Raw genomic sequence first — 23,951 nt, 5'->3', positions numbered from 1 at the left:
TGAAATGTTGAGAGTTGATAAATTTTTACATGATATGAACGTTGGTACAAGGACTCAGATTCGAAAACTAACTCGTGATGGGCAAATTAGTGTAAATGGCGAAGCTGTAAAGTCTGGTCGAGTAAAGATTGATCCTGATCAAGATGAGGTGCAGCTTAGTGGTGAGGTAGTTCAATATCAAAAGCACTTTTATTTTATTGTTAACAAACCGATTGGGGTACTGACAGCAACGGAAGACCGAAAGCAAAAAACAGTCATGGAACTCTTTAATAAAAATGACCGTAGACCAGATTTATTTCCAGTTGGAAGGTTAGATAAGAACACTGAAGGATTACTTCTAATTACAAATAACGGGGAGATTGGGCACCGCTTATTATCGCCTGAACACCATGTTGATAAAGTCTATGAAGCGACTGTAACAGGACAAATTAGTGAGGGTGCGGCAGCCAAATTTGCTAACGGATTAACGCTCAAAGATGGTACTCAGTTGAAGCCTGCCGGTCTGAAAGTTAAAGAATATTCTAATTTGGAAAAAACGACAACGGTGGAAGTAACGATTAGCGAAGGAAAGTATCATCAGGTACGACGCATGTTTGGCGCTTTGGGTGAACGTGTTCTTAGGTTGCGACGAGTGAAATTTGGTCCATTGGAGCTAGATGTGGGACTTTTGCCTGGTCATTATAGAGCTCTAACAGACGAGGAAATCGTAAACTTGGAAAATCTATAGGGTACACTGCTATAATAAAAACAGGAAGGCGGTGCTACTATGGATTACAAAAATGTTCTTTTTGGATATGATGGTTCTCCGGAGGCCCAAAAAGCCTTTGAGAAAGCAATTGAGATTACAAAACAGAATCATGCTAGGTTGGTCATTAGCGAAATTGTTAAACAACAATACGCGAATACTGAAAGTGTGTCATTGGGATTTGGAATTGCGAGCACTGATATTGATATAAAGAAGGCACTGATGGAACGCGAGCAGGAGCTTGAAGTTTTAAAACAGAAAGCAATTGAAGCAGGAGTCAGTGATGTTCAAATAGATTTAAGAGTGGGAAACCCAAAGCAAGAACTTTCTGAAGATATTCCCGATAAGTATGATATTGATTTAACGGTATTAGGTGCTACTGGATTGGGACGAGTTGCATGAGTTGTGATCGGCTCGACTGCGAGTTATGTTGTAGAAAATTCTAAAACTGATGTATCAATTGTTAAGTAGGAAAATTAAAAAGTGTTCCGGAGAACTCACTGTGAGGTGAAGTTGCTCGGAACACTTTTTGATTTAAATGGCTTGATTGTAATTAGCCTTACGTGTCTCTTTTAATTTTTTATCAATTTGTTGCAAGATGATATTAACATTTTTTTCTTCAGATAAATCATAAGTTTGTAAATCGATTTTCATTTTAGGGCTAGCATCATATTCTTCGTACCATGTTTTATATGCTGTCCACATTTTTTTATAATAAGACTCAAGTTCAGGGTTATTGTCGAATTGTTCATAGTCACGACCGCGTTTTTTAATTCTATATAGGATAGTATCAAAATCAGTTTCAGCATAAACCATCAAATCTGGAGCCTTCTTAGGCAGGTTCTGGAGTTCACCCATCATGTTATCGAGCAAGTTCATATAGACGCCGAATTCTGTGTCAGTAATGTTGCCTTCCTTATTGTTTTCGCGTGTGAATAAGGCATCTTCATAAATTGAACGATCAAGAACATTATTATCATCTGCCAGAGCCTTTTTAATCATTTGGAATCGTTTATTCAAGAAATAAATTTGGAGTAAAAAACCATAACTTTTAGGATCAGAATAGTAAAGTGGTAATACTGGATTATCGCCTACTGGTTCAAAAAAGGCCTTTGAACCATAAAAATCCGCAATTCTACCTGTTAATGTTGTTTTTCCGACACCAATCATTCCTGCTGTAATTATCACCATGCTTTGCCCCTCTTTTTTACAATTTAACCAAGGGATAGTATATCATATAAAAATTCACATCAACATATTGTGCTTTGAATTTTTTTGTGCATGAATTGCACGAAAACGGTCACATTTGTTTTATATTAATTTAGTATTAAATTTAAAAAAGTTACTGTATATAATTGAAAACCCTTTCCAAATCGGCTAATCTTAAATTATATAAGAATAGAGAGAGGTTACGTATGATTAAGTTAATTGTTAGTGATTTAGATGAAACATTATTAGGCTTGGATGGAAGTATCTCGGATGAAAATATTAAAGCAATAAAAAAGGCTCAAAAAGCAGGTGTTAAGTTTGTACCTAACACTGGTCGCGGATTTAGTTCAGTACAAGGTTTATTACAGAAATTAGGATTGAAAGACCAAAAAGAAGAGTTTGTTATTTCTTATAACGGGGGTGCTATTGTTGAAAATGCTGGTTTAAAAGTTGTACAGACTAATGAATTAACATTTGAACAGGCGAGTGAAATTTATAATATTGCTATGAAAGTTAAGGACTTTGATACGCATGTTTATACGCTTAATGATGTTTATATTTATAACCCACTTCAAGCTGATTTAGATTATATTGAAACACGTGGTGTGAGACCAATTGAGTATAAGGAAAAGGACCTTAAGTTACTACGGAATGAGAAGATAATGAAAGTAATAACGATGAATCCCGATTTTAACCGATTGGCTTATATGAGGGACCTCGTTTTAAAAAACGTTGATTTTGACTTAAATGTTACTTTTTCGTCTGACCGATACACGGAATTCAATAAAAAGGGTGTTGATAAGGGACTTGCCACACTTGAGCTAGCTAATCGTTTAGGTATTAAAAAAGATGAAATTATGGCTATTGGTGATAACGGAAATGATCTGCCAATGCTTTCTAAAGTTGGGTTACCAATTGCAGTTTCTAACGCGAATGACCAAGCCAAAAAAATTGCTAAGCACGTTACCAATGGTGACTACGTTAACGGTGTTGCTGAAGCAATTAACAAGTTTGTTTTGGATTAGATAATGAAAAAGATTTTTTTGAATGGGTTTGTTTTACTAGTTTTGACGGTAATGATAGGATTAGTTACGTACTTTTCTGATATTAGTTTAACCAATAAAATCATTATTTCAATTTTGATTTTGCTAGGGTTAGGTATTTATATTAAGAATGTTTTAGACCAAAAAATGAAGAAATGAGAAAAAAACAGACACCATGAAAATTTTAAGGATAGTTGTACCATTGATCATCGCAGTTGTTTTAGTTTTATGGACGGAATTTGGGAAACTTAGTGGAGTTGCTTTATATTTAACTTGGGGAATCGGGCTAGTGTTAGCAATGGCACTGTCAACCTATTTTGAAGTTAAAAGTCGAATGGCAGATACGAATAAAAGAGAAAATGACTGATCAGTGGAAGCTGTTAGTAAAGGGCAGTTTAATTCTGTTAAAATGTTTATGAGTTATAATCAATGGATCTTCTAATTGATCTAAATACTAGAGTGAGGTAATCAATAATGTTTATAACAACTGAAGGAATTAATGTTGGACATACCATCAAAGGAGTTGTGGAAGCAACAACCAGTTTAATGCTCGCATCAGAAGATATTGATAAGTTTAATCTGTTTGATCAACTATTTGAAGAAGCAAAGGAAAAGTTGGAAAAAAAAGCAGAATTATTAGACGGTAATGGAATTATTGGTTTGAAATATAATACTGAAATTGCACAAGTAAGTGTAGCTCCAAAGTTTTTGGTAGTGCATGCTTATGGAACAGTTGTAAAGACTGATTAATTTTTCCTTTTCTTAGCATGAAAACTAGTGTAAAATTACACTTGTTGTTTAAGCCGCCGTGGCGGAATTGGCAGACGCGCAGCGTTCAGGTCGCTGTATGGGAAACCATGTGCAGGTTCGATCCCTGTCGACGGCATTAGAGAAGATATCTGGATTTTTTAACAACACTATAGTTTTGATATGCCGGCATTAATTAATGTCGGTTTTTTTATTCAAAAATAATGGCTAGGGGAGAAGTTATGAAGAAGAGAAGATATTCGAAACAAAGTGCATGGTTGCTCATATTATTAGCAGCTTTTTTATTCCTATCTCGAAATAGTGGGACAATACAACAACTTTTTAAGGGAAATATAGGCGCTGGAATTCAGTCAGCAAAAACCGTTAAAAAGAGTGTCTCAGACGATAAATTAGCGGAACTTACTTTTAAATCTGGTGAATCTGCATATATTAATGTAAATAATGGCAGAAGTGATTTAGATCCTACTCAATGGAAACAAAATAAAATTGATTATGGACAACTTGATAGTTTAAATCGTACAACTGAAAACATCGCTTTTCTTGAGAGAAGGAATTTAGTTAAATCAAATACTCGAACTCGTCAAGTTTGGAATCCGACGGGGTGGCATCAAAAAAGACTTTCAATTGACGGTCGTCAAATCGAGATACTAAATCGTGGCCATTTATTGGCATATTCTGTGACCGGGAAGTTTGATAAAGATGGTAATTTTAATCAAAATGAGCTAGGCTCTCTTGATAATCCGAAGAATCTTGCTACTCAAACGGAATTTAGTAACCAGAGAACAATGCAAATTTTTGAAGAACGCGTTCGAAATGCGCTTGCTCAAAATAAAAAGGTTATTTATAAGGTTTCAACGGTTTTTAAGGGTGATGATTTAATGCCAATTGGATATCACTCACAGGCAATTTCAACGGATGGTAGTTTGAATTTTAATGTCTTTATTTGGAATGTGGAGCCTGGCGTCCAGTTTGATTATAAAACTGGACGATCCACTGTTGATCGTAATATGAGAGTTGCTGAAAACTAATATATATAATACAAAAAAGGCCATCATTTTGATGGCCTTTTTTGTATGAAAAATAAATAGATTAGTCTTTGTAAAGTGATGTAGACAGATAACGTTCGCCATTGTCAGCTGCTAAGGCTAGAATTTTTTGACCTGGTTGCATTGTTTTAGCTTTCTCAATTGCTGCCCATACGGCCGCTCCACCGGAGAAGCCAAGTAAGATTCCTTCATTTTTGCCAAGCATGCGCGCAGTATTAACCGCATCATCGCCAGTTACGTCGGTTACTGAATCATAAATATTTGTATCGAGTGTGTCTGGAACAAATCCAGTTCCAATTCCTTGAATAGGATGTTTGCCTGGTTTTCCACCATTTAAAATTGCAGATGTAGCGGGTTCAACACCAATAATTTCAATGTTTGTATTAGTTTCTTTTAAAAACTTTCCTGTTCCTGATAGTGTTCCACCTGTTCCGATTCCAGCTACGAAAGCATCTGGAGTGCCATCAAAGTAGTCAACAATTTCAGGTCCGGTTGTTTCATAATGAGCAAGTGGGTTGATCTCGTTCACGAATTGATTAAGCGATAGATATTTGCTGTCTTTTGTATATTCTTCTACGACTTTGATAGATCCTTTAATTCCTTCTGAACCGGGTGTTTCAATGAGTGTTGCACCGTAAGCCTTCATGATTTGCTTTCTTTCTTCACTCGCAGTATCAGGCATAACCAAGATAGCTTTGTATCCCTTAGCAGCAGCAACCGCAGCAATTCCAATTCCGGTATTGCCTGAAGTTGGTTCAATAAGGGTTACATCTTTAGTTAAATCACCAGTTTTTTCAGCATGTTCAATTAGTTTAAGAGCAATGCGATCCTTAACGGAGCCCGCTTCATTGAAATACTCTAATTTAACGTAAACATCGGCAACACCCGCAGGCACACTACGCTGTAACTTGATAATTGGCGTTTTTCCAATATAGTCTAAAATACTTTCTTTTTTTATCATAATATAATTATCTCCTTAGAATTAAATTGGTTTAGCTGGAGAGCCCACAACTGTTTGATTAGGTAAGACACTATGCAAAACCACCGCACCAGCGCCGATTTTAGCTCCATTATCAATAGTAATATCTCCCAAAAGTAACGCGTTAGCTCCAATGAGTACATCATTTTTAACGGTTGGATGGCGTTTTCCAGTGACTGTTCTCCTAGCTCCTAATGTAACACCATGCATTAAAGTTACGTCATCTCCAATTATTGCAGTTTCACCGATTACAACTCCAATCCCGTGGTCAATAAACAAACGTTTTCCAATCTGAGCTGCTGGATGAATTTCTATGCCTGTTCGTCGTCTCGTTATATTAGTGATGATTTCAGCTAGTAACTTTAAATGATGATTCCAAAGAAAAGAAGCCACCCGGTACCAACGCAACGCCAGTACACCAGGGTAGGTAAGCAGAACCTGTAAACGACTTCTAGCTGCCGGATCACGCTGAATTATACTATCAATAGTTTCAAACATTGTTAAACTCGCTCCTGAAGTTAAAAAGACCCACTCCCTGCTAATCAAAGATGGACCAAGCCCGGGAGTGGATCTACACTGCAATAATCAAATTAGTTAGTGAACCTAAATAAACAAGACTTGATCCATTAACAACTAAAATTAGGAATTGAAAGATGATTAAAGCTTGGGCTCAGCTGACTGTTAAGACCCATACAACATACAAATGTTTTTTTCATCTTCCATTCCTCCTGTCTCATTTATCTAAGTAGTTTAGCAGAATTGTTAAAAAATGGGAAGTAAATTAGTTTCATTTATAGAAAATGATGAAACGAAATGGGTTATTTGCAAAAAAATTGTCAATAGGGAAGTATGCGTATTAGAATAGTAACTAATATGGGAGGAATCTTATGGAAACCAAAAAAATAAACTTAATGGGATTTTTTACGCTAACAGCAGCAATGTTAATGTCAGCTGATGAATATCCTGCTTTTGCACAGTCGGGATTACTTTCTGTACTTTACTTAATTTTCGCAGGTATTATTTGGTTTTTACCTGTTGCACTTTGTTCGGCAGAACTTGCGACCATTGATGGCAACGAAGATGGTGGTGTTTTTACTTGGGTTAAGAACATTTTGGGATCAAGATTTGGTTTTATGGCTGTATTTTTTCAATGGTTACAAATTACCGTTAATTTTATAACTATGATTTATTTTATTATAGGTGCAATTTCATACGTGTTTAACTGGCCAGAGCTAAACGATAATCCAATTATAAAATGGATCGCCTTCTTGGTAATATATTGGGGAATGACATTTTGGCAATTGGGGGGAGTTGGCAAAACTGAAAAATTAGTTAACGTTAGTTTTTATTCTGGAATTGTATTTCCTTCAATTGTTTTACTGATCCTTGGGTTGGTATATTTTTTCTCAGCAGGTCACGTTCAGTTTGATACTAATGTTTCGAGCAATTTAGCCACCCTAAAACAAAATTTTTCTTTAGACACAATTGTCCCGTACGTACTTGCATTTACAGGTATTGAAGCGTCTGCGTCATATATTAATAATTTGGAACGACCCAAAAGGAATTATCCGATCGCACTTTTAACTTTGGTAGTTTTTGCAATTTTAATTGATTCCCTCGGAGGATTATCAGTAGCGGCTGTAGTGCCAGTCAAAGACTTAACATTGAATCAAGGTGTGATTCAAGCTGTTAGTCAAATGTTTAATGATACAATACCATTTTTGGGCTGGGGCGTTTATATTATTGGACTTTTGATGGCATTCGGAATGATTGGTGAAATTAGTTCGTGGATTATAGGACCGGTTAAATCACTTTTTGTGACTGCCGAAGACGGTATTTTACCTCGATATTTCATGCAGGTTAACAAAAAAAATGTTCCGGTTAGATTGATATTTTTGCAAGGAGGAATTGTAACAATTATCAGTGGGGTATTAACGGTTATCTTTGGTGGTGACAATAATGCTTACCAAATGGCTATGGCATTAACTGTTATGTTGTATTTGGTAACTTACGTGTTAATTTTTACGGCGTATTTGAAACAAATTAATCAAAAAGACAAGGTCCATCGAGACTTTGTTATTCCTGGTGGCAAAATGGGACAGTATGGTATTGCTTCAATTGGTTTATTATCATCAATAATTGTTTTCTACTCAACATTTATTCCAAATCAGCATATAACAGGAATAAAATCGGGCACCTATACGATGATTATGGTCATTTTCTTTGCTGTAATTGTTATAATTACAGAATTAACGTACGAGATTGGGAGCAGAGTTCCTGACGTGGGTGGTTATAATTGGACAGTTAAGAGAAGTGATATAAATAAAATTCAGAAAAGTATTTATCCAAAGGGACGTGTTCAGCATGATATAAAGTTGATTGAAAAAGATGTTGAAAAAAAGGAGTCCCAGGTTAATAATTTTATTGATAATCATGAATCAAGATGATTTTATTTTAAATAACTAAGAGTAGTATCATTATTCTTCGTAATATTTTATTCAATTTAATATTAGGAACTTACCTTGTATTCACTTTTACAACGAAAACGATTGTAAAAGTGAATTTTATTTTAAACAAGTTTTGCCTGATAAAAATATGTTTTTGGACTTAATAGGTTTTAAATGATGAAAATAGTATTCTTTAAATAATTATTGAACGTTCGTTAAATATATTGTATAGTAATTGTGTTGGGAGGAAAGTAGAAATATGGCGAGAAAAACTGAGTTTGATGTTGACTCTGTTTTAAAAGGGTTAATGCTTTTCTTTTGGGAAAATGATTTTGAAGCGACAACCATGAGAAAAGTTGCCGAATTTGTTCATGTAAAGCCACAAAGTTTATATAATAAATTTGGAAATAAGGAAGAGCTTTACATCGTGGCATTGGGGTATTATACGAGACTTTTTAAACGAACACTTCAGGTTATTGAAAAACAAAATAAAGCAAAGAACGAAATTCTTTGTGATCTACTAGTGATGGACTGGGAAAATGATGTTTTCCCCAGAGGATGTATGGCCGTTGACGCGGTTGGTACTAGAGAATATCGATCAGTAACAGGGATGGTTGATAATATTTTCAACGAATATAGGAAAAGTATTCAGAGGGTGATTTCGAAAGATTCGGCAGCTTCGAAGGATAATCTGGTTGGGTTGCTATTAACTTTTCATAATGGACTTCAGGTTGAAGCGAAATCTTGCTCAAGGAGTGCGCTATATGAGAAGGCAGTGGAATTCATAAAAGTTTTAGATAGGGGATAGAAATTTATGAAAATTCTTTTTTCCGATGATGCCTATGAAAAGGTACGGCCTTTTTTTACTGAAGATACGGTTGGAATTATTGATCTGGATGATGGTATTGGTCCGTTTTCCAATGAACTACTTGAAAATGGGTTAAAATATCAGTTAATTATTATTAAGAAAAAGCAACTGCCAGATTCATATAATATTTTGTTCGGTAGTTCATTAGGGGATTTTTATGTTAATGCCGATACATTTCGTTATTTAGAAACAAATTTGAAAATATCTTTGAACTTAAAATGGGATACAATGGCTTTAAAGGCTAACTCTGGTTTGTTAGAAAATAATTTAACCCTCCTAAGTTTAGTTTAATTAAAGGTTATGAAAATCTTACAATAGTAGTATTTAAGGCGTTAATTTGATAAAATAATTTGTGTTGTGACGAAAGTCAGTTAAATAATTTTTATTATTCAAAGGGGACAAAAACATGTGCGGTTTTGTAGGGTACGTTAACCAAAGTAATGTAGATAAGAATGTCGTTCACTCAATGGCTGATCGGATTAAGCACCGTGGGCCTGATGACGAGGCATATTTCCAAAATGAAAAAGCTTCAATGGGATTCAGACGACTTTCAATTATCGATTTGGCGCATGGTCGCCAACCGATGATGAATAGTACGGAAACCAAAGTACTGACCTTTAATGGTGAAATCTATAATTATAAAGAAGTTCGTGAAGAACTAAAAGAATTAGGATATGTGTTTAAGACGGACGTTGATTCAGAAGTTTTAATTCATGGTTACGATGCATGGGGACCTGATTTGTTACAAAAGTTACGTGGTATGTATGCTTTTGTGATTTATGACATCGAAAATGATGAGGTGTTTGGAGCACGTGACCACTTTGGAATTAAGCCATTATATTATTATGACGATGATGAAACATTTTTATGGGGATCAGAAATCAAGGCGTTTTTGGAACATCCTAAATTCAACAAGGAATTTAATAAGGAATTGTTACCAATTCATTTAAGTTTTGAGTTTATTCCATCTAAAGAAACAATGTTCAAGAATGTATACAAACTACTTCCTGGAACATACTTCATTCATCGGAATGGAAAAACTGAGACCCATACTTACTTCAAGTTTAATTATGACCACATTGATGAAAACCAAACAATTGAAGAAGACGCTAAAAAAATCCGAACAATTGTGCACGATTCAGTTGATGCACACATGATTGCTGATGTAGAAGTGGGGAGTTTCCTATCTAGTGGAATTGATTCAAGCTATGTTTTAGCTGAAGCAGCTAAGTTTAAGCCAATTCAATCATTTTCAATTGGGTTTGAAGATTCCAAATATAGCGAGTTAAGTTATTCTACAGAATTTGCTAAGGAAATTAAGCAAAAGAATACTCCTCTATACATGGATGGGGATGATTATTTTGATATCCTACCAACTATCATGTATTACATGGATGAACCACTGTCTAATCCTTCAGCGATGCAGTTATTCTACCTTTCAAAAGGAACTCGTGAAAATGTTAAAGTTGCTTTGTCTGGCGAAGGAGCCGATGAATTTTTCGGTGGGTACAATACGTATTTGGAATCATTCACATTTGAGCGTTACCAGAAGATGGTACCAAAGATAATACGTAAGGGACTTGCTAAAGCAGTTTCTGGGTTACCCCGTTTCCATGGGAAGCGTTTCTTAACACGTGGTGCACAGCCCCTTAGTGAACGTTATTATCGGGTTAATTATGTATTTAACCAAGATGATCGCGATAAGATTCTTAAGGATCCAAGTTTAAATGTCGATACTGGTGCATATACGAAGCACATTTTTGATGAAGTTGCAGGCAAAGATGAGATGACGCAAATGCAATATTTCGATATTAATACTTGGTTGCCATTTGATATTTTGCACAAGGCTGACCGAATGAGTATGGCTAATTCTTTGGAAGTTCGTACACCTTTAGTTGATCGTGAAGTTGCTAAATTTGCGGCTACCATGCCAATTAAAACACGTATTCATAAGGATGAAACTAAGGTATCCCTTCGTCGTGCCGCTGAAGCCGAATTACCAGAAAAAGTTGCTAAAAAAGAAAAACTTGGTTTCCCATCTCCAATTGCTAATTGGATTAAGGAAGACAAGTATCGAAAACGAATTGAAGAAGCTTTTAATTCAGATGTTGCGAAGAAATTCTTTAAACCAGAAGCTTTAATGCATATTTTGGAAGAGCATGTTAACGGAAAATCAAGCATGCAAAAGATTTTTACAATCTATACGTTCATTTTATGGTATCAAGTATATTTCCCAGAAGAAACTTCTGCTAATACAGTTGATTTAGTAAAGCGAACACAAATTTAGTGGAGATGAGCAGATGAAACTTGAAATTGCCAAAGCAAAGGCAATCTTGGATAAATATCAACTACTGAGTAAGTTTATTGACTCAGGAGTGAAACAAGTTGATGGAATTACGTATGATTCAAGAACGTCAGAAAAAGATGATATGTTTTTCTGTAAGGGTAATTTCAAGCCTGAGTATTTGACCAAAGCTCAAACCAACGGAGCCACGGTTTACGTTGCGGAAACTGAATTGCAGGAAGGAACCGGCATGACTGCCTTAATTGTAACTGATGTTGCAAAGGCCATGGCGGTTCTTTCTGCTACATATTATGGTTGTCCTCAGGATGAATTATTTATTATTGGAATTACAGGCACAAAGGGGAAAACAAGCTCAGCGTACTTTACACATAGTATTTTAGAAAATAAATATCCACATCAAGTGGCGTTATTTTCAACAATTGATCGAATTGTTGGACCTAAGGCAGAGGATCAGTTCAAATCAGATCTTACAACACCTGAATCAATGGATTTATTTCACGACATGCGGGTATCCGTCGATAATGGGATGAAGTACCTCGTCATGGAAGTTTCGTCACAATCATATCTAAGAAATAGAGTGTTTGGATTGCAGTTTAACGTTGGAATTTTCTTAAATATTACTCCTGACCACATTGGTCGTAATGAGCATAAAGATTTTGAGGATTATTTGCATTGCAAGATGCAGTTAATGGTTAATTCAAAGCAAGTTATTATTAATGCTGCAACGGATCGATTTTCCGATATTTTGGCAACTGCGAAGGCTGGACATGAGAATTCAGATATTTATTTATTTGAGCAAAACAGTACTGCAAAAGAGCGACAGAAGCCGGATTTTGCGATTAATAATCTCGTAGACCAGATTGATACTGATAAGATGCAAGTCATTGCTAACACTGATAAAGCCGAAAAGCTCAATGTTGCGGGTGAGTATCAGGTAAATGTACCAGGTGATTATAATCAAGAAAATGCAACGGCAGCTTTAATTGCTAGTGCTCTTGCGGGGGCGAGTCGACAGGATGCTATCGAGCCATTAAGTTTAGTGGTGATTCCAGGGCGTATGGAACATTTAAAGATTCCGCATCATGGTATGGTATTTGTTGACTATGCTCATAATTTTGCTAGCTTAAATGCGTTATTAAGGTTTTTGAGAACACAGTATCCCAATGGAATGATTCGCGTAGTTGTTGGAAGCCCTGGTGATAAGGGATTGTCACGTCGTGCGGGGTTTGGACAGGCTCTTAGTGCACAGGCAGATGTTGCCTATCTTACTACGGATGATCCAGGATTTGAAAATCCAGATGATATTCTTAACGAAATTGAAGAAAATATCATTCCGGGATCGGTTGAAGTTCACCGAATTTTAGATCGAAAAAAAGCAATTGAGCAAGCAATAAACGGAAGCAACGATGGGGATGTTGTTGTTTTAGCTGGAAAAGGTGAGGATCCATATCAAAAAGTCCGTGGTGTTGATACACCGTGGCCAACTGATATGAAAGTAGCCGAAGATTTTAAAAGGGGATTATAACATGGAGAGACCTGTTAACAATTTCACACCAATTCTTTTAGGAAGTGATTTTAATGCATATGGAATGGCGCGTGGCTTTTTTGAATTAACTGGGAGAAAAGTTAAAGCATACGCTGGAGCTGAGCTGGCACCAACTCGGTTCACTAAAATTATTGATGTTAATATTATTCCGGGATTCTCAGAGGATCCTGTGTTCATTGAGTCTATGCGCGAAATTGCAAAACAGTTTGACGGATCGGACGAGAAAGTTATTCTACTAGGAATGGGTGACGGGTATGCAGAACTTATTTCGAAGCATAAAGAGGAACTTTCAAAGACTTTCGTTTGTCCGTATATTGACTATGATTTATTGAAACAGCTTAATAATAAGGAACGTTTTTATAGCATTTGTGACCAATACAATCTTCCGTATCCTGATACTAAGTTTATCTCAAAAGCAGATTATGAAAGTAAAGCTGATTTCACTTCACCATTTGCATTCCCAGTTGCGCTCAAGCCAGCTGACAGTGTTGAGTGGCTGGATATTCATTTTGAAGGACGTAAAAAGGCATTCAGAATCAAAACACAGGAAGAATTGGATGATATCATAGCTAAAATTTATGATAATGGATACACTTCTGATTTAATTCTTCAGGATTTTATTCCTGGAGATGACAGTAATATGCGAGTTTTAAATGCATATGTTGACAAGAATCACAAAGTTAAGATGATGTGTCTTGGACACCCATTATTGGAGGATCCCGCTCCATCGGCTATTGGTAATTATGTGGCTATTTTACCCGAATATAATGCTGACATCTATAACACAGTTAAGAGATTCCTTGAAAGCATTAATTACGTTGGTTACGCTAATTTTGATATGAAATACGATGAACGCGATGGTAAGTTTAAGCTGTTTGAAATTAACATTCGACAAGGTCGTAGCAGTTTTTTTGTTACGTTGAATGGTTACAATTTGGCAAGTTATGTGGTCAATGATTACGTTACCAATTCTTTGGAGTCTAAGGAATTAATCTTAGCCAACGAGGTCCTTAAAAATCGTAAGGTTTGGTTAGGTGTTCCAGTACGAGTGTTTAAAAAATATGCTCGAAATAATGAAGAAAAAAAGGCTGCCTTAGATTTAATTAACGATGGTAACTATGGACTGACTGCGTATTTTGATGAAGATATGAATTTAAAACGTCGATTCTTATTAGCATGGATGAACCATAATTATGTTAAAAACTTTAGGAAGTATTTTAAAGAAAATAAGGGGTGATTTCAAATGAAAGACTTCTTTACAATCATAGGGGGTATGGGTACTCCGGCTACTGAAAGTTATATTAGACTGCTAAACAAACGAACTCCGGCACACCGTGATCAAGATTATTTGAACTATGTATTGGTTAATCATGCGAGTGTTCCAGATCGTTCTACTTACTTGATGGATAATTCGAAACCAAATCCATATCCAGATTTGCTTGAAGATATAAGAGATCAAAGTAAATTAAGTCCTAAATTCTTTGTAATCGCATGTAATACAGCACATTATTTTTACGACGATCTGCAAAAAGCAACTGAGATTCCGATCGTGCATATGCCTCGCGAAACGGTTAAGGATATTCAAAAACGTTTTCCAGAAGTTAAAAAAGTGGGAATTATTGGCACTCCAGGAACAACTTCGGATGGGATTTACGATCGTGAGCTGGAAGCAGTCGGGTTAGAAGTAATTAAACCTACTCAAGAGCTTCAAGATATGACTAGTGAGTTAATTTTTGACGATATTAAAGCGCAGAATGAAGTTGACGCTGATCTATTTCATGTAATTTTGCAGAGAATGATCGAGGAACGTGGGGCAGAGGTTGTTATTTTAGGATGTACAGAACTTTCATATGCTCAAGAAATCGCACCTGACCATGATTTTCCAATTGCTGATTCTCAATCTGTATTGGTTGATAAGTCAATTGAGTTAGCGAAGAAATAAATTAAAAGTATGCAATCGATAAAGGCCAGACCTTGTCGAAGGCATACTTTTTTTTGGATGTTTTTTGAGAGCATAAATTTTGCGTTATTAGTTAACGCCGTGCATAATTTTCTTAACTTCGATTTATTGTGTTAATTAACTTAGATGAAAAGAGTTGATTTTAATGAAAGTTTTAATTGTAGTCGAGAATTTTGTCATGGATGGTGTTAAACGGGTTGCAAGCATATTGGGAAACAGGCTTGCAAATGAGATGGATGTTAAATTTTATACATTGGCTGATATTGAACCGTTTTATGAATTGAATGCACCACTTATAATCGCTAAAAGACCGCTAGATTCCAATGGAATTAGTTTTCGTGGTGATAAGCCATTAACCAGATTGAAAGATCAGATCGATGACTTAATTGAAGAATTACAAGTAGGTTATTATGATGCAGTTATTCTCACAGCTGGCTGTTTAACAAGTTTTATACCCTTAATAAAAAATAAAATTCCAAATATTCGTGCAATTGCTTGGATGCATAATAATGTAGACACATATTTAAATAATTACTATATCTATATGAAAAAGGAATTTATAGGTGGTTTAGAAAAAGCCGATGGAGTTGTTGTATTAACTGACTATGACCTTTTAGGATTTCTACCATATAACCCTAAAACTATAAAAATTTATAATCCGCTTACGATTGAGGCAACTGGCTATTCCAATTTAGAAACACACAACATCGCCTTTACTGGACGGATCGATATTCAACAAAAGGGAATTGACTATTTGATTGACGTAGCATCTAAGTTACCAGATGATTGGAAAATAACGATAGCTGGTGATGGACGAGAAAAAGCGATGAATGATTTTGAACAATTGAGAAGGCAAAAGGACGTAACAGATAAAATTACTTATTTAGGTCGATTAAAAGATGCCGAATTACAGCAACATTATTTAAATGCCTCATTGTTTGTGATGACTTCACGGTGGGAGGGACTACCACTGGTGCTAGGTGAGGCGATGAGCTTTGGGTTACCAATTGCAACAATGTATTCAACTGGGGCAGATGAATACTTGGATGGCGGCAAGTATGGACTACTGTTAGACGGTCACAATGTAGACGAATTTATTCAAAAAATTTTGCCAGTATTAAACGACCAAGGGATAAGAGAGCAATTCGCCAAAAGGTCGTTAGAGAGGGTGCGGGATTTCCAGATGGAAAACATCGTGGATCAATGGAAGTCAATTTTAGAATGAAAATAAATTTTGAATATTAGCTATATCCAACCCTATTCTTAAACTAGGCATTCTGGAAATTTTGAGTAATCAAAGTATTGATTGAAAAAGCTTTCTGTATGTGAACCAAGTAAAAATAGTGATCTAATTAATTCTATGACCAATAGGAACTAGAAGATTGTGTCGAGGTGAGAACCCGACCTATATTTCCACCAGTGGAATCGAACCACTGCTAACGTCACCAGAGTGGATAAATAAGTTATTTGCTGATCATATTAATTAAGATAGGTGTTATATAAGTTTCAATAATGCTTGCAATGAAAAGCAATGGTAAAACGTATACAACTGTATCGATAGCACTTTCAGTAATTAGAGTTTTTAATGTTACATTAGTTTGCTTATGCCGAAAGTATTTATTAATCATGAACCAAACAAGTCGAGCGCTAATTGCAACGCTCATCAATTGTCCAGGTATTTCAAATAGTCCGTGTGGTAAAATCCCAGCTAAAAACATTGGAATTGGATTGTTTACTAAGGAAAGTGTCATCCCTACGCTCGCAGCATTCATAATAATAAATAAATAATAAAGGGGAATTGGAATTATACCTAGGATAATAATTAGTAATGAACTAGAAAAATTATGCCAGAATAACGCTAGTTGCCCGTTTCCTGCTGATTTGCCAATAGTGTTCTTTAACAGGGATAAAATTTGATTTTCATGACCAGAAATTTTAACTATCATGAATGTAATAACCCAAATAATCACCATTGCAATTAAATAATTAAAAAATCTCTTCCTATAGTCCGTATTAAAACGTGCCAATGAATTTTTAATCATAACTGTCATCTCCTAAATATTAGCTTTTAACGAGGATCACTTTTGCTCGTATTTTCACTAGCAGCATTGAACCACGACAGGTTGTCAAAGTTTGTCTGCCATTTATTAATATTTTAGTAGATTAAATAAAAAATGAATTAATTTTTAAAGTCTCCCTAAAATTGGTTGACTTTTGAATATCTGGTATATAAGTGCAAAACTGGTAGTTTAATTGGTACTCTGCTGCAGGCAAAGAGAATACTTTTATATTATACCAAGAAAAATAGTTTTCTATACGAAATTTGTAATATGTGATTGATTTTATGCTAATTTGATTGAGAAGTTATAGCTTTAATAAATGAAGGTAGTTGTTAAATAAATACTCAAATTATGTTTTTTATATATTGTATTACCGTATTGTCTTCTTAAAAAGCATGATGCTATTAAAAACAGTAAGGTATTTTATTAATCCGGATGATTCGTTGATTCTCGAGTTAAAAAACAAGGACCTCAACTCAAAATTCATGAAACAATTTAAAATGTTGTGTGAAATTAAAAAGGATAAAATACTACACAAGTCAGTGGGAAAAGAGGCGTAGGTTTAATTGAATTGAAAAGTAAAACCACTATCCAAATACATTATCCCTTCTGTCGAGTTGCTGATGAGTTAGTTGAACTAGAAAATAAAAACACTACTTCAAAATAGAGGTAGTGTTTTTAATTGTATATTTATCTAATGGAAACTTTAGTGCACTTTTGGTGCACTTAAAATTGTAAAAGCTTGTTTAATCAGTAGTTAAGCACCTATTCATAAGCGGACGACGAGAATCGAACTCGCGACACGAGCTTGGGAAGCTCGGATTTTACCATTAAACTACATCCGCAATTATTACAATAACTACTTTATCACTTTTTATGGAAAATAAAAATAATAAATCGCTCTTCTTTCTGTTTTTTGTTATAATTATCAGTGTTCAATGATAAGAGAGTAGTAGCACTTCTTTTAAGTTTAGCGAAGTTGGGACGGTGGAAGCCAACGCTTACGTGAGTGTGAAGGCGTGCTCTTTAGAAGCTAGTTTAATAATGAGTGGATTATTCAATCAAAAAGAGTGGTACCGCGGGATATCTCGTCTCTTACATTATCTGTAATGTAGGAGTTTTTTTGTACCTTGTGATAAATAATTTATCTTAATTAAATAAAATTATGTAGCGGTCTTGATTTGGTGGGTAAGGATTAGGAGGATATAATGGATTATAAAAATTTGGTAGTAGATGCTTTAGAACCAGTATTAGACGGGGCTAATCAGAAAGATATTTATGACAGAATTGAAGTCCCAAAAGAATCGAAGATGGGGGATTATGCGTTTCCAACGTTTACCTTGGCAAAGACAATGCACAAAGCACCACAAATAATTGCACAGGAAATATCGGAAAAAATCGATCAAGTTAAGTTTGAAAAGGTTGAAGTGGCTGGACCATACCTTAATTTCTTTTTAGATAAGAAGTCATTTAGCAACGAAGTTTTAACGACTGTAATGAAACAAAAAGCATCCTACGGACAAAATGAAGATGGAAAAGGTGGAAAGGTGCCAATTGACATGTCATCACCTAACATTGCAAAGCCAATTTCAATGGGGCATCTACGTTCAACAGTAATCGGAAATTCGCTGGCATTGATTTTAGAGAAAAATGGTTATAGCCCAGTAAAGATTAATCATTTAGGTGATTGGGGTACGCAATTTGGAAAGCTGATTACAGCATACAAACTGTGGGGATCAGAAGAAGAAGTTAAGGCAGATCCGATTAACAAACTTTTAGAGTATTACGTACGTTTTCATAAAGAAGATCAAAAAAATCCGGAATTGGATGATATTGCGCGAGATTGGTTTAAAAAGTTAGAAAATGGTGACGAGGAAGCAATCACACTATGGAAATGGTTTAGATCTGAATCATTAAAATCATTTAAGTATATTTATGACAAGTTGGGTATAACCTTTGATTCATTCAATGGAGAAGCATTTTATAATGATAAAATGGACGAAGTCGTTGAATTGCTTGAAGATAAGGGATTACTTAAAGAAAGCCAAGGCGCTCAAGTTGTTGATCTTGAAAAATACAATTTAAATCCGGCTCTAATTAAAAAAACTGACGGTGCAACATTATATATTACGAGAGATCTTGCAGCAGCAATCTATCGTTATCGCACTTATGATTTTGTACAATCACTTTATGTGGTTGGAGCAGAACAAACTAATCATTTTAAACAGCTAAAGGCTGTCCTAAAGGAAATGGGTTATGATTGGTCAGATAATATTCATCATATTCCTTTTGGATTGATTACGCTGAATGGTAAGAAATTATCAACAAGATCCGGTAGAGTTGTTCTGTTAGACGAGGTTTTAAATGATGCAATTAAACTTGCTAGTCAACAAATTTCTGAAAAAAATCCTGATTTAAAGGATGCAAAACAGGTTGCAAATGATGTCGGTGTTGGGGCAGTTATTTTTCATGACCTAAAAAATGAACGCACGAATTCATTCGACTTTAATTTAGCAGAAGTTGTTAGATTTGAAGGTGAAACTGGACCATACGTTCAATATACGAGAGCACGTGCCGAGAGTATTTTGAGAAAAGCTGGTGACATCGAAATCGATGAAAATATTTCCATTAGCGATACAAATGCATGGGAAACTTTGAAAGCACTAGAAAGTTTTCCCAATACAATAAAACGAGCTGCATTAGCTTATGAGCCCTCAATTATCGCAAAATATGCATTGGCATTGGCTAAAGCATTTAATAAGTATTATGCTAATTCAAAGGTTTTAACTAATGATCAAGAACTAGGTGCAAGAATTGCTTTGGTTAAAAGTGTGTCAATGGTTTTAAAGGAATCATTGCGTCTTCTAGGTGTTAAATCACCACAAGAAATGTAAAAAAATGTTTTGAAATGTCGGATTTCGACTTTTAGGTATATCTCCGATAAGATATAATAATATTTGCTGATGCTTAGTTAGTAGTTAACAATTACCTTGAAGAAAAATAAACACTCCCACACTATTTCTAATTGGTATAGATTGTTTTGCAGCTGAGTATCATTTTTATTATAAATATCAGGAGGAATGTATGGACCAAGTTTTCACAACGAAAGAACAGATATATCAGTATTTGGTGCAACATCAGGATTTTAAGTGTTTGGACGCTAATGTTTTACGCGATTTAGCAGACAAAGCTACGTTGCGTGTTGTTAAACGCGGGAAAAAGATTTTTAACCAAGGCAAACACGTAAAATCCTCATATTGCATTGTAGAGGGACATGTTAAGATTAGAAAACTGAACTTAGAAGGGGTTCCAACCTTCATTACATATTTGGAACCTCAAGCATTTTTTTCCATTCGAACTTTATTCGGGCGTAGTGAGATTCATCATTATGCCGCCGATGCAATCTGTGATGTGTTACTTATTGAAATTCCGCACCAAATCGTAAGAGGACTTGTTCAGACTCAAGTGACATTTTCACGGGCTCTTTTAAACAGGGTGCATCAAATGTTTGATACGGTTGAACGTCGGATGCAAGAAATTGGTAGTTCGTCTGCACAAGTTAGAATAGAGCAAACTGTTTTTCTTCTAAAAGAAAATCATGCAAGGTACATTAAAGAAACTATTCGAATACCATTTAAAATTAGTTTAGCTGAACTTGCATTAATGAGTGGTACAACGCGAGAAACAACTAGTCAAGTTGTTAAAAAAATGGAGCATGAAAATACTATAAAGTACCAAAATAAAATATTTTCATTTGTTGGTTAGATATTATGAAAAAAGAAACGCGACAAAAGTTAATTGTTGATGTGATTTCTGAGCAAGAAATCGAAACACAGGCTGATCTAATTCAGTTATTGGAAAAGGCTGGTGTACAAGTTACGCAAGCAACTCTTTCAAGAGATATTCGAGAGTTGGGGATTGTTAAACAGGCTGATATAACTGGGGATCAGTATTACCGTGTGCCTCAGCCTGACAAAAATATTCATAGTGATGTTTTACCAGATGCCTTTGAGGAAAGTGTTTTAGAGGTTACACAGGTACAATTTGTGAATATTATTAAGACCACACCGAATGATGGAAATCGAATAGCTGCGGTTTTGGATGATGCTAAACTTGGAGAAATTAAAGGAACTTTAGCGGGATATGATACAGTTATTACGTTTAGTAGTGACGCAGAAAGTGCAATTTCTTTGAATAAAATTTTAAAATATTATATTTGATTGGGAAACTATTTATTATTACTAGAGACTGATATAAACATTTGTACCGGTCTTTTTTTTTGCTGAAATAACCTTTTTTATGAAGAATATAAACTTTTTAGAGGTTAAGAAGGGCTTAAAAAATCTTTGAAGAAATCTCTGTATTAGGGGATATGGTAAAATAAAGCATAATTTCTAACGGATTGGATGTTAAGTATGAAAAATCAAAACGGGTTTATGGCAAAGATCATTGCTTGGCTAAAACCAATTTTTAAAGTGATAAATAGATTCATAAAAAAATATTGGCATCGTTATCAGATTACTAGATGGATAATTGTCTTTTTTTTAGGAATATTTTTTGCAATGAGTGCGTATCTTACATTTGAAGCTAAAACAGCCAATGTTGGTGATTTAAAGGCTGCTTTATCAAAATCAACTGTGATTTACGATGACGACAATAGTAAGGCGGGAAGTCTATATTCGCAAAAGGGAACATGGGTCGATTTAGATAAGATTTCTCCCAATGTGCAAAATGCCGTAATATCAACTGAGGATCGAAATTTTTATAAAGAGCACGGTTTCTCAATTAAAGGTATTGGAAGAGCTGCGGTTCTGTTTGCAATGAATAAGTTACTTGGGCGCGACTATATTTCTGGTGGTGGAAGTACGCTTACTCAACAGTTGGTAAAAAATGCATTTTTGTCTCAGCAACAGACCTTCTCACGAAAGGCACGTGAGTTGTTTTTATCAGTAGAAGTTGAAAATGTATATTCTAAGCAAGACATACTTGCTATGTACCTGAATAATGCGTATTTTGGTAACGGGGTCTGGGGAGTTCAGGATGCCGCAAAACGGTATTTTGGAGTTAGCGCCTCTGAACTATCAGTACCACAATCTGCTGTTATTGCTGGAATGTTAACTAATCCAAGTGGCTTTAATCCAGTGGATCATCCTACCAATGCCAAAGATAGACGGAACGTAGTATTGGGATTGATGGAGGAAAATGGGAAGATTTCGGCTTCTCAGGAGAAAACATATCAGCAAGAGCCTGTTCTCACGGCTAACACGTATCATTATGAAGACACATATAAATATCCATATTACTTTGATTCTGTTATTAGCGAGGCAATCAATCGCTATGGTTTAACGGAAGCTGATATTATGAACCGTGGGTATAAAATTTATACCTACTTAGATCAAAGTAAACAGACGGGAATGGAACAAACCTTTGATAATGCTGCAAACTTCCCAAGTAACGCAACAGACGGAACTATGGTACAGGCTTCATCAGTTGCAGTAGATCCAAAAAATGGTGGAGTGGAAGCAGTTGTCGGTGGGCGTGGGAAGCATGTTTTCCGTGGCTTTAATCGAGCAACACAAATTAAACGCCAACCAGGCTCAACTTTGAAACCAATTGCAGTTTATGCCCCGGCGATTGAAGATGGTTATTCGTATGACTCTAATTTACAAGATAAGTTAACAAGTTATGGGTCCAATAATTATAGACCGGCTAATTACAATGATCAGTACTCCGGTAAATTACCAATGTATCAGGCATTAGAGCAAAGCAAAAATGCACCCGCTGTTTGGTTATTGAATAAAATTGGTGTAAATAAGGGTTACGATTCAGTTGAGAAATTCGGATTACATCCTGAAAGTGGGGATAAAAATCTCGCTATGGCGCTGGGCGGATTAACAAAAGGAGTTTCGCCACTTCAATTAGCTGGAGCTTACACAGCTTTTGCAAATGATGGTAATCTCGCACAAACCGGTTTCATAAGAAAGATTGTTGATGCTTCTGGCAACGTGATTGTAAATAATCAACCTAGTACAAAGAAGATTATCTCAACTAAAGTTTCTAAAGAAATGACGAGTATGATGCTTGGGGTTTACAATGATTCTGCTGGGACCGGTTATGGAGCTGAACCGGCCGGTTATACAATTGCTGGTAAGACGGGTTCAACAGAAGCGGATGGAACTGGATCGGCGGATGCAACAAAAGATAAGTGGATGGTTGGTTATACACCTGATATTGTTGTTGCAACGTGGGAAGGCTTTGATGATACTAATAAAGCTCACCATTTAGAGAACATAACTGGGGTCGGTATGAACGGGCTTTTTAGAAGTGAAATGGGTGCAATTTTACCAAGTACAAAAGGAACTAAATTTGATACACAGATGGCTTCTACATTAGCGCAAAATTCAGGTTCACCTTCTAATTTATGGGATGATATCCAAAATGGAACATCGTCAATTCAAGATAGTATCTCGCAAGGAACCAATACAGTTAGAGATAAGGCTGAAGAGTGGTTTAATGACGCTAAAAACTTTATCACTGGACACTAGGACCAGTAGTGTATATAACAATCAAATGCTATAATTATGGTAGTTAATAAAAGGAGGAAGATCATGGCTATCAACATTTATGATACAGCGAATCAAATGGAACGCGAATTAAGGGAAACAACCGAATACCAAGATTTGGTTAAGGCATTTGGCGAGATGAAAAAGGATCCAGTCGCATATAAACTCTTCCAAGATTTTCAAGAAATTCAAATTAATGTTCAACAAAAACAGGCAAACGGTGAAGACTTAACTGAAGACGAAATGACACATGCTAGAGAAGTTGCTACTAAGGTTGGTGACATCGAAGTAGTTAAGTCGTTGATGGATAAAGAACGCAACCTTAATCAGTTATTAGGTGATATTAATCAAATTATTACCAAACCTGTTCAAGAGTTATATCGGAATTAATTTTTGTATGTATCGCGAAAAG

At 35.5% G+C, this 23,951-nt stretch carries 24 protein-coding genes and 2 tRNA genes; 21 read left to right on the top strand and 5 right to left on the bottom strand.

What is annotated here, in order from left to right; genetic code table 11:
* The first annotated feature begins 7 nt into the window (after nt 1–7).
* Both PECL_RS05675 and PECL_RS05670 read left to right on the top strand, forming a co-directional pair.
* Nucleotides 8–727: a pseudouridine synthase gene (locus PECL_RS05675; RefSeq protein WP_050899615.1), complete on the top strand. Its 720-nt coding sequence runs from the start codon at nt 8–10 to the stop codon at nt 725–727.
* Nucleotides 728–766: 39 nt separating this feature from the next.
* Nucleotides 767–1,147: a universal stress protein gene (locus tag PECL_RS05670; RefSeq protein ID WP_014215639.1), complete on the top strand. Its 381-nt coding sequence runs from the start codon at nt 767–769 to the stop codon at nt 1,145–1,147.
* 132 nt (nt 1,148–1,279) lie between these two features.
* Here the strand turns inward: PECL_RS05670 and PECL_RS05665 are convergent, their stop codons facing one another.
* Entirely contained in the window at nt 1,280–1,936 is a 657-nt protein-coding gene (locus tag PECL_RS05665; RefSeq protein ID WP_014215638.1) for a deoxynucleoside kinase, read from the bottom strand.
* A 224-nt stretch (nt 1,937–2,160) separates the two neighbouring features.
* On the opposite strand from PECL_RS05665, the gene PECL_RS05660 reads away from it, so the two are divergent.
* From PECL_RS05660 to PECL_RS05640, 6 genes are all read left to right on the top strand, one after another.
* Nucleotides 2,161–2,979 (top strand): Cof-type HAD-IIB family hydrolase, encoded by an 819-nt coding sequence (locus PECL_RS05660; RefSeq protein WP_014215637.1) that lies wholly within the window; start codon nt 2,161–2,163, stop codon nt 2,977–2,979.
* A 3-nt stretch (nt 2,980–2,982) separates the two neighbouring features.
* Nucleotides 2,983–3,156, top strand: a complete 174-nt coding sequence (locus PECL_RS10145) for a hypothetical protein (RefSeq protein WP_014215636.1) — start codon at nt 2,983–2,985, stop codon at nt 3,154–3,156.
* Nucleotides 3,157–3,172: 16 nt separating this feature from the next.
* On the top strand, nt 3,173–3,364 hold the full coding sequence (locus tag PECL_RS05655) for a hypothetical protein (RefSeq protein WP_014215635.1): 192 nt from the start codon (nt 3,173–3,175) through the stop codon (nt 3,362–3,364).
* A 107-nt stretch (nt 3,365–3,471) separates the two neighbouring features.
* On the top strand, nt 3,472–3,747 hold the full coding sequence (locus tag PECL_RS05650) for a heavy metal-binding domain-containing protein (RefSeq protein ID WP_014215634.1): 276 nt from the start codon (nt 3,472–3,474) through the stop codon (nt 3,745–3,747).
* A gap of 52 nt (nt 3,748–3,799) precedes the next feature.
* Nucleotides 3,800–3,883: transfer RNA gene (locus PECL_RS05645), tRNA-Leu, on the top strand.
* A 103-nt stretch (nt 3,884–3,986) separates the two neighbouring features.
* Nucleotides 3,987–4,793: a DNA/RNA non-specific endonuclease gene (locus PECL_RS05640; RefSeq protein WP_014215633.1), complete on the top strand. Its 807-nt coding sequence runs from the start codon at nt 3,987–3,989 to the stop codon at nt 4,791–4,793.
* Nucleotides 4,794–4,854: 61 nt separating this feature from the next.
* Here PECL_RS05640 and cysK read toward each other — a convergent pair whose 3' ends face one another.
* Nucleotides 4,855–5,772: a cysteine synthase A gene (gene cysK / locus PECL_RS05635; protein WP_014215632.1), complete on the bottom strand. Its 918-nt coding sequence runs from the start codon at nt 5,770–5,772 to the stop codon at nt 4,855–4,857.
* A 21-nt stretch (nt 5,773–5,793) separates the two neighbouring features.
* Complete coding sequence (cysE, locus tag PECL_RS05630; protein WP_014215631.1) at nt 5,794–6,288, bottom strand: serine O-acetyltransferase; 495 nt, start codon at nt 6,286–6,288, stop codon at nt 5,794–5,796.
* Between the two features lie 389 nt (nt 6,289–6,677).
* Here cysE and PECL_RS05625 point away from each other — a divergent pair, with 389 nt between their 5' ends.
* The 8 genes from PECL_RS05625 to PECL_RS05590 all read left to right on the top strand — a co-directional run bounded on the left by PECL_RS05625 (nt 6,678) and on the right by PECL_RS05590 (nt 16,141).
* On the top strand, nt 6,678–8,237 hold the full coding sequence (locus PECL_RS05625; protein WP_014215630.1) for an amino acid permease: 1,560 nt from the start codon (nt 6,678–6,680) through the stop codon (nt 8,235–8,237).
* Nucleotides 8,238–8,496: 259 nt separating this feature from the next.
* Nucleotides 8,497–9,045 carry a TetR/AcrR family transcriptional regulator gene (locus PECL_RS05620; RefSeq protein ID WP_014215629.1) on the top strand — a complete coding sequence of 183 codons (549 nt, stop codon included), beginning with the start codon at nt 8,497–8,499 and terminating at the stop codon, nt 9,043–9,045.
* A gap of 6 nt (nt 9,046–9,051) precedes the next feature.
* The gene (locus PECL_RS05615) at nt 9,052–9,396 is read left to right on the top strand and encodes an iron-sulfur cluster biosynthesis family protein (RefSeq protein ID WP_014215628.1); all 345 of its coding nucleotides are present in this window, start codon (nt 9,052–9,054) and stop codon (nt 9,394–9,396) included.
* Between the two features lie 115 nt (nt 9,397–9,511).
* The gene (gene asnB, locus PECL_RS05610; RefSeq protein WP_014215627.1) at nt 9,512–11,392 is read left to right on the top strand and encodes an asparagine synthase (glutamine-hydrolyzing); all 1,881 of its coding nucleotides are present in this window, start codon (nt 9,512–9,514) and stop codon (nt 11,390–11,392) included.
* Nucleotides 11,393–11,405: 13 nt separating this feature from the next.
* Nucleotides 11,406–12,935 (top strand): UDP-N-acetylmuramoyl-L-alanyl-D-glutamate--2,6-diaminopimelate ligase, encoded by a 1,530-nt coding sequence (locus PECL_RS05605; RefSeq protein ID WP_014215626.1) that lies wholly within the window; start codon nt 11,406–11,408, stop codon nt 12,933–12,935.
* Nucleotide 12,936: 1 nt separating this feature from the next.
* The gene (locus tag PECL_RS05600; RefSeq protein WP_014215625.1) at nt 12,937–14,193 is read left to right on the top strand and encodes a carboxylate--amine ligase; all 1,257 of its coding nucleotides are present in this window, start codon (nt 12,937–12,939) and stop codon (nt 14,191–14,193) included.
* Between the two features lie 6 nt (nt 14,194–14,199).
* Complete coding sequence (locus PECL_RS05595) at nt 14,200–14,898, top strand: aspartate/glutamate racemase family protein (protein WP_014215624.1); 699 nt, start codon at nt 14,200–14,202, stop codon at nt 14,896–14,898.
* 163 nt (nt 14,899–15,061) lie between these two features.
* Nucleotides 15,062–16,141, top strand: coding sequence for a glycosyltransferase (locus PECL_RS05590; RefSeq protein ID WP_014215623.1), 1,080 nt, complete (start codon nt 15,062–15,064; stop codon nt 16,139–16,141).
* A gap of 238 nt (nt 16,142–16,379) precedes the next feature.
* Here the strand turns inward: PECL_RS05590 and PECL_RS05585 are convergent, their stop codons facing one another.
* A complete protein-coding gene (locus PECL_RS05585) occupies nt 16,380–16,958 on the bottom strand; it encodes a stage II sporulation protein M (protein WP_014215622.1) in 579 nt (192 codons plus the stop codon).
* Nucleotides 16,959–17,750: 792 nt separating this feature from the next.
* Nucleotides 17,751–17,821 (bottom strand) — tRNA-Gly (locus PECL_RS05580).
* 363 nt (nt 17,822–18,184) lie between these two features.
* On the opposite strand from PECL_RS05580, the gene argS reads away from it, so the two are divergent.
* The 5 genes from argS to PECL_RS05555 all read left to right on the top strand — a co-directional run bounded on the left by argS (nt 18,185) and on the right by PECL_RS05555 (nt 23,929).
* Complete coding sequence (gene argS, locus PECL_RS05575; protein WP_014215620.1) at nt 18,185–19,870, top strand: arginine--tRNA ligase; 1,686 nt, start codon at nt 18,185–18,187, stop codon at nt 19,868–19,870.
* 190 nt (nt 19,871–20,060) lie between these two features.
* Nucleotides 20,061–20,741 (top strand): Crp/Fnr family transcriptional regulator, encoded by a 681-nt coding sequence (locus PECL_RS05570; protein WP_014215619.1) that lies wholly within the window; start codon nt 20,061–20,063, stop codon nt 20,739–20,741.
* 5 nt (nt 20,742–20,746) lie between these two features.
* A complete protein-coding gene (locus PECL_RS05565) occupies nt 20,747–21,196 on the top strand; it encodes an arginine repressor (RefSeq protein WP_014215618.1) in 450 nt (149 codons plus the stop codon).
* Nucleotides 21,197–21,412: 216 nt separating this feature from the next.
* Nucleotides 21,413–23,521: a transglycosylase domain-containing protein gene (locus tag PECL_RS05560; RefSeq protein WP_407946508.1), complete on the top strand. Its 2,109-nt coding sequence runs from the start codon at nt 21,413–21,415 to the stop codon at nt 23,519–23,521.
* Between the two features lie 63 nt (nt 23,522–23,584).
* Nucleotides 23,585–23,929: a YlbF/YmcA family competence regulator gene (locus PECL_RS05555; RefSeq protein ID WP_014215616.1), complete on the top strand. Its 345-nt coding sequence runs from the start codon at nt 23,585–23,587 to the stop codon at nt 23,927–23,929.
* Nucleotides 23,930–23,951: the final 22 nt, after the last annotated feature.

Origin of the sequence: Pediococcus claussenii ATCC BAA-344, from assembly GCF_000237995.1 — a bacterium.
Taxonomy (GTDB): domain Bacteria; phylum Bacillota; class Bacilli; order Lactobacillales; family Lactobacillaceae; genus Pediococcus; species Pediococcus claussenii.
This window is presented reverse-complemented; position numbering and strand designations above follow the sequence as displayed.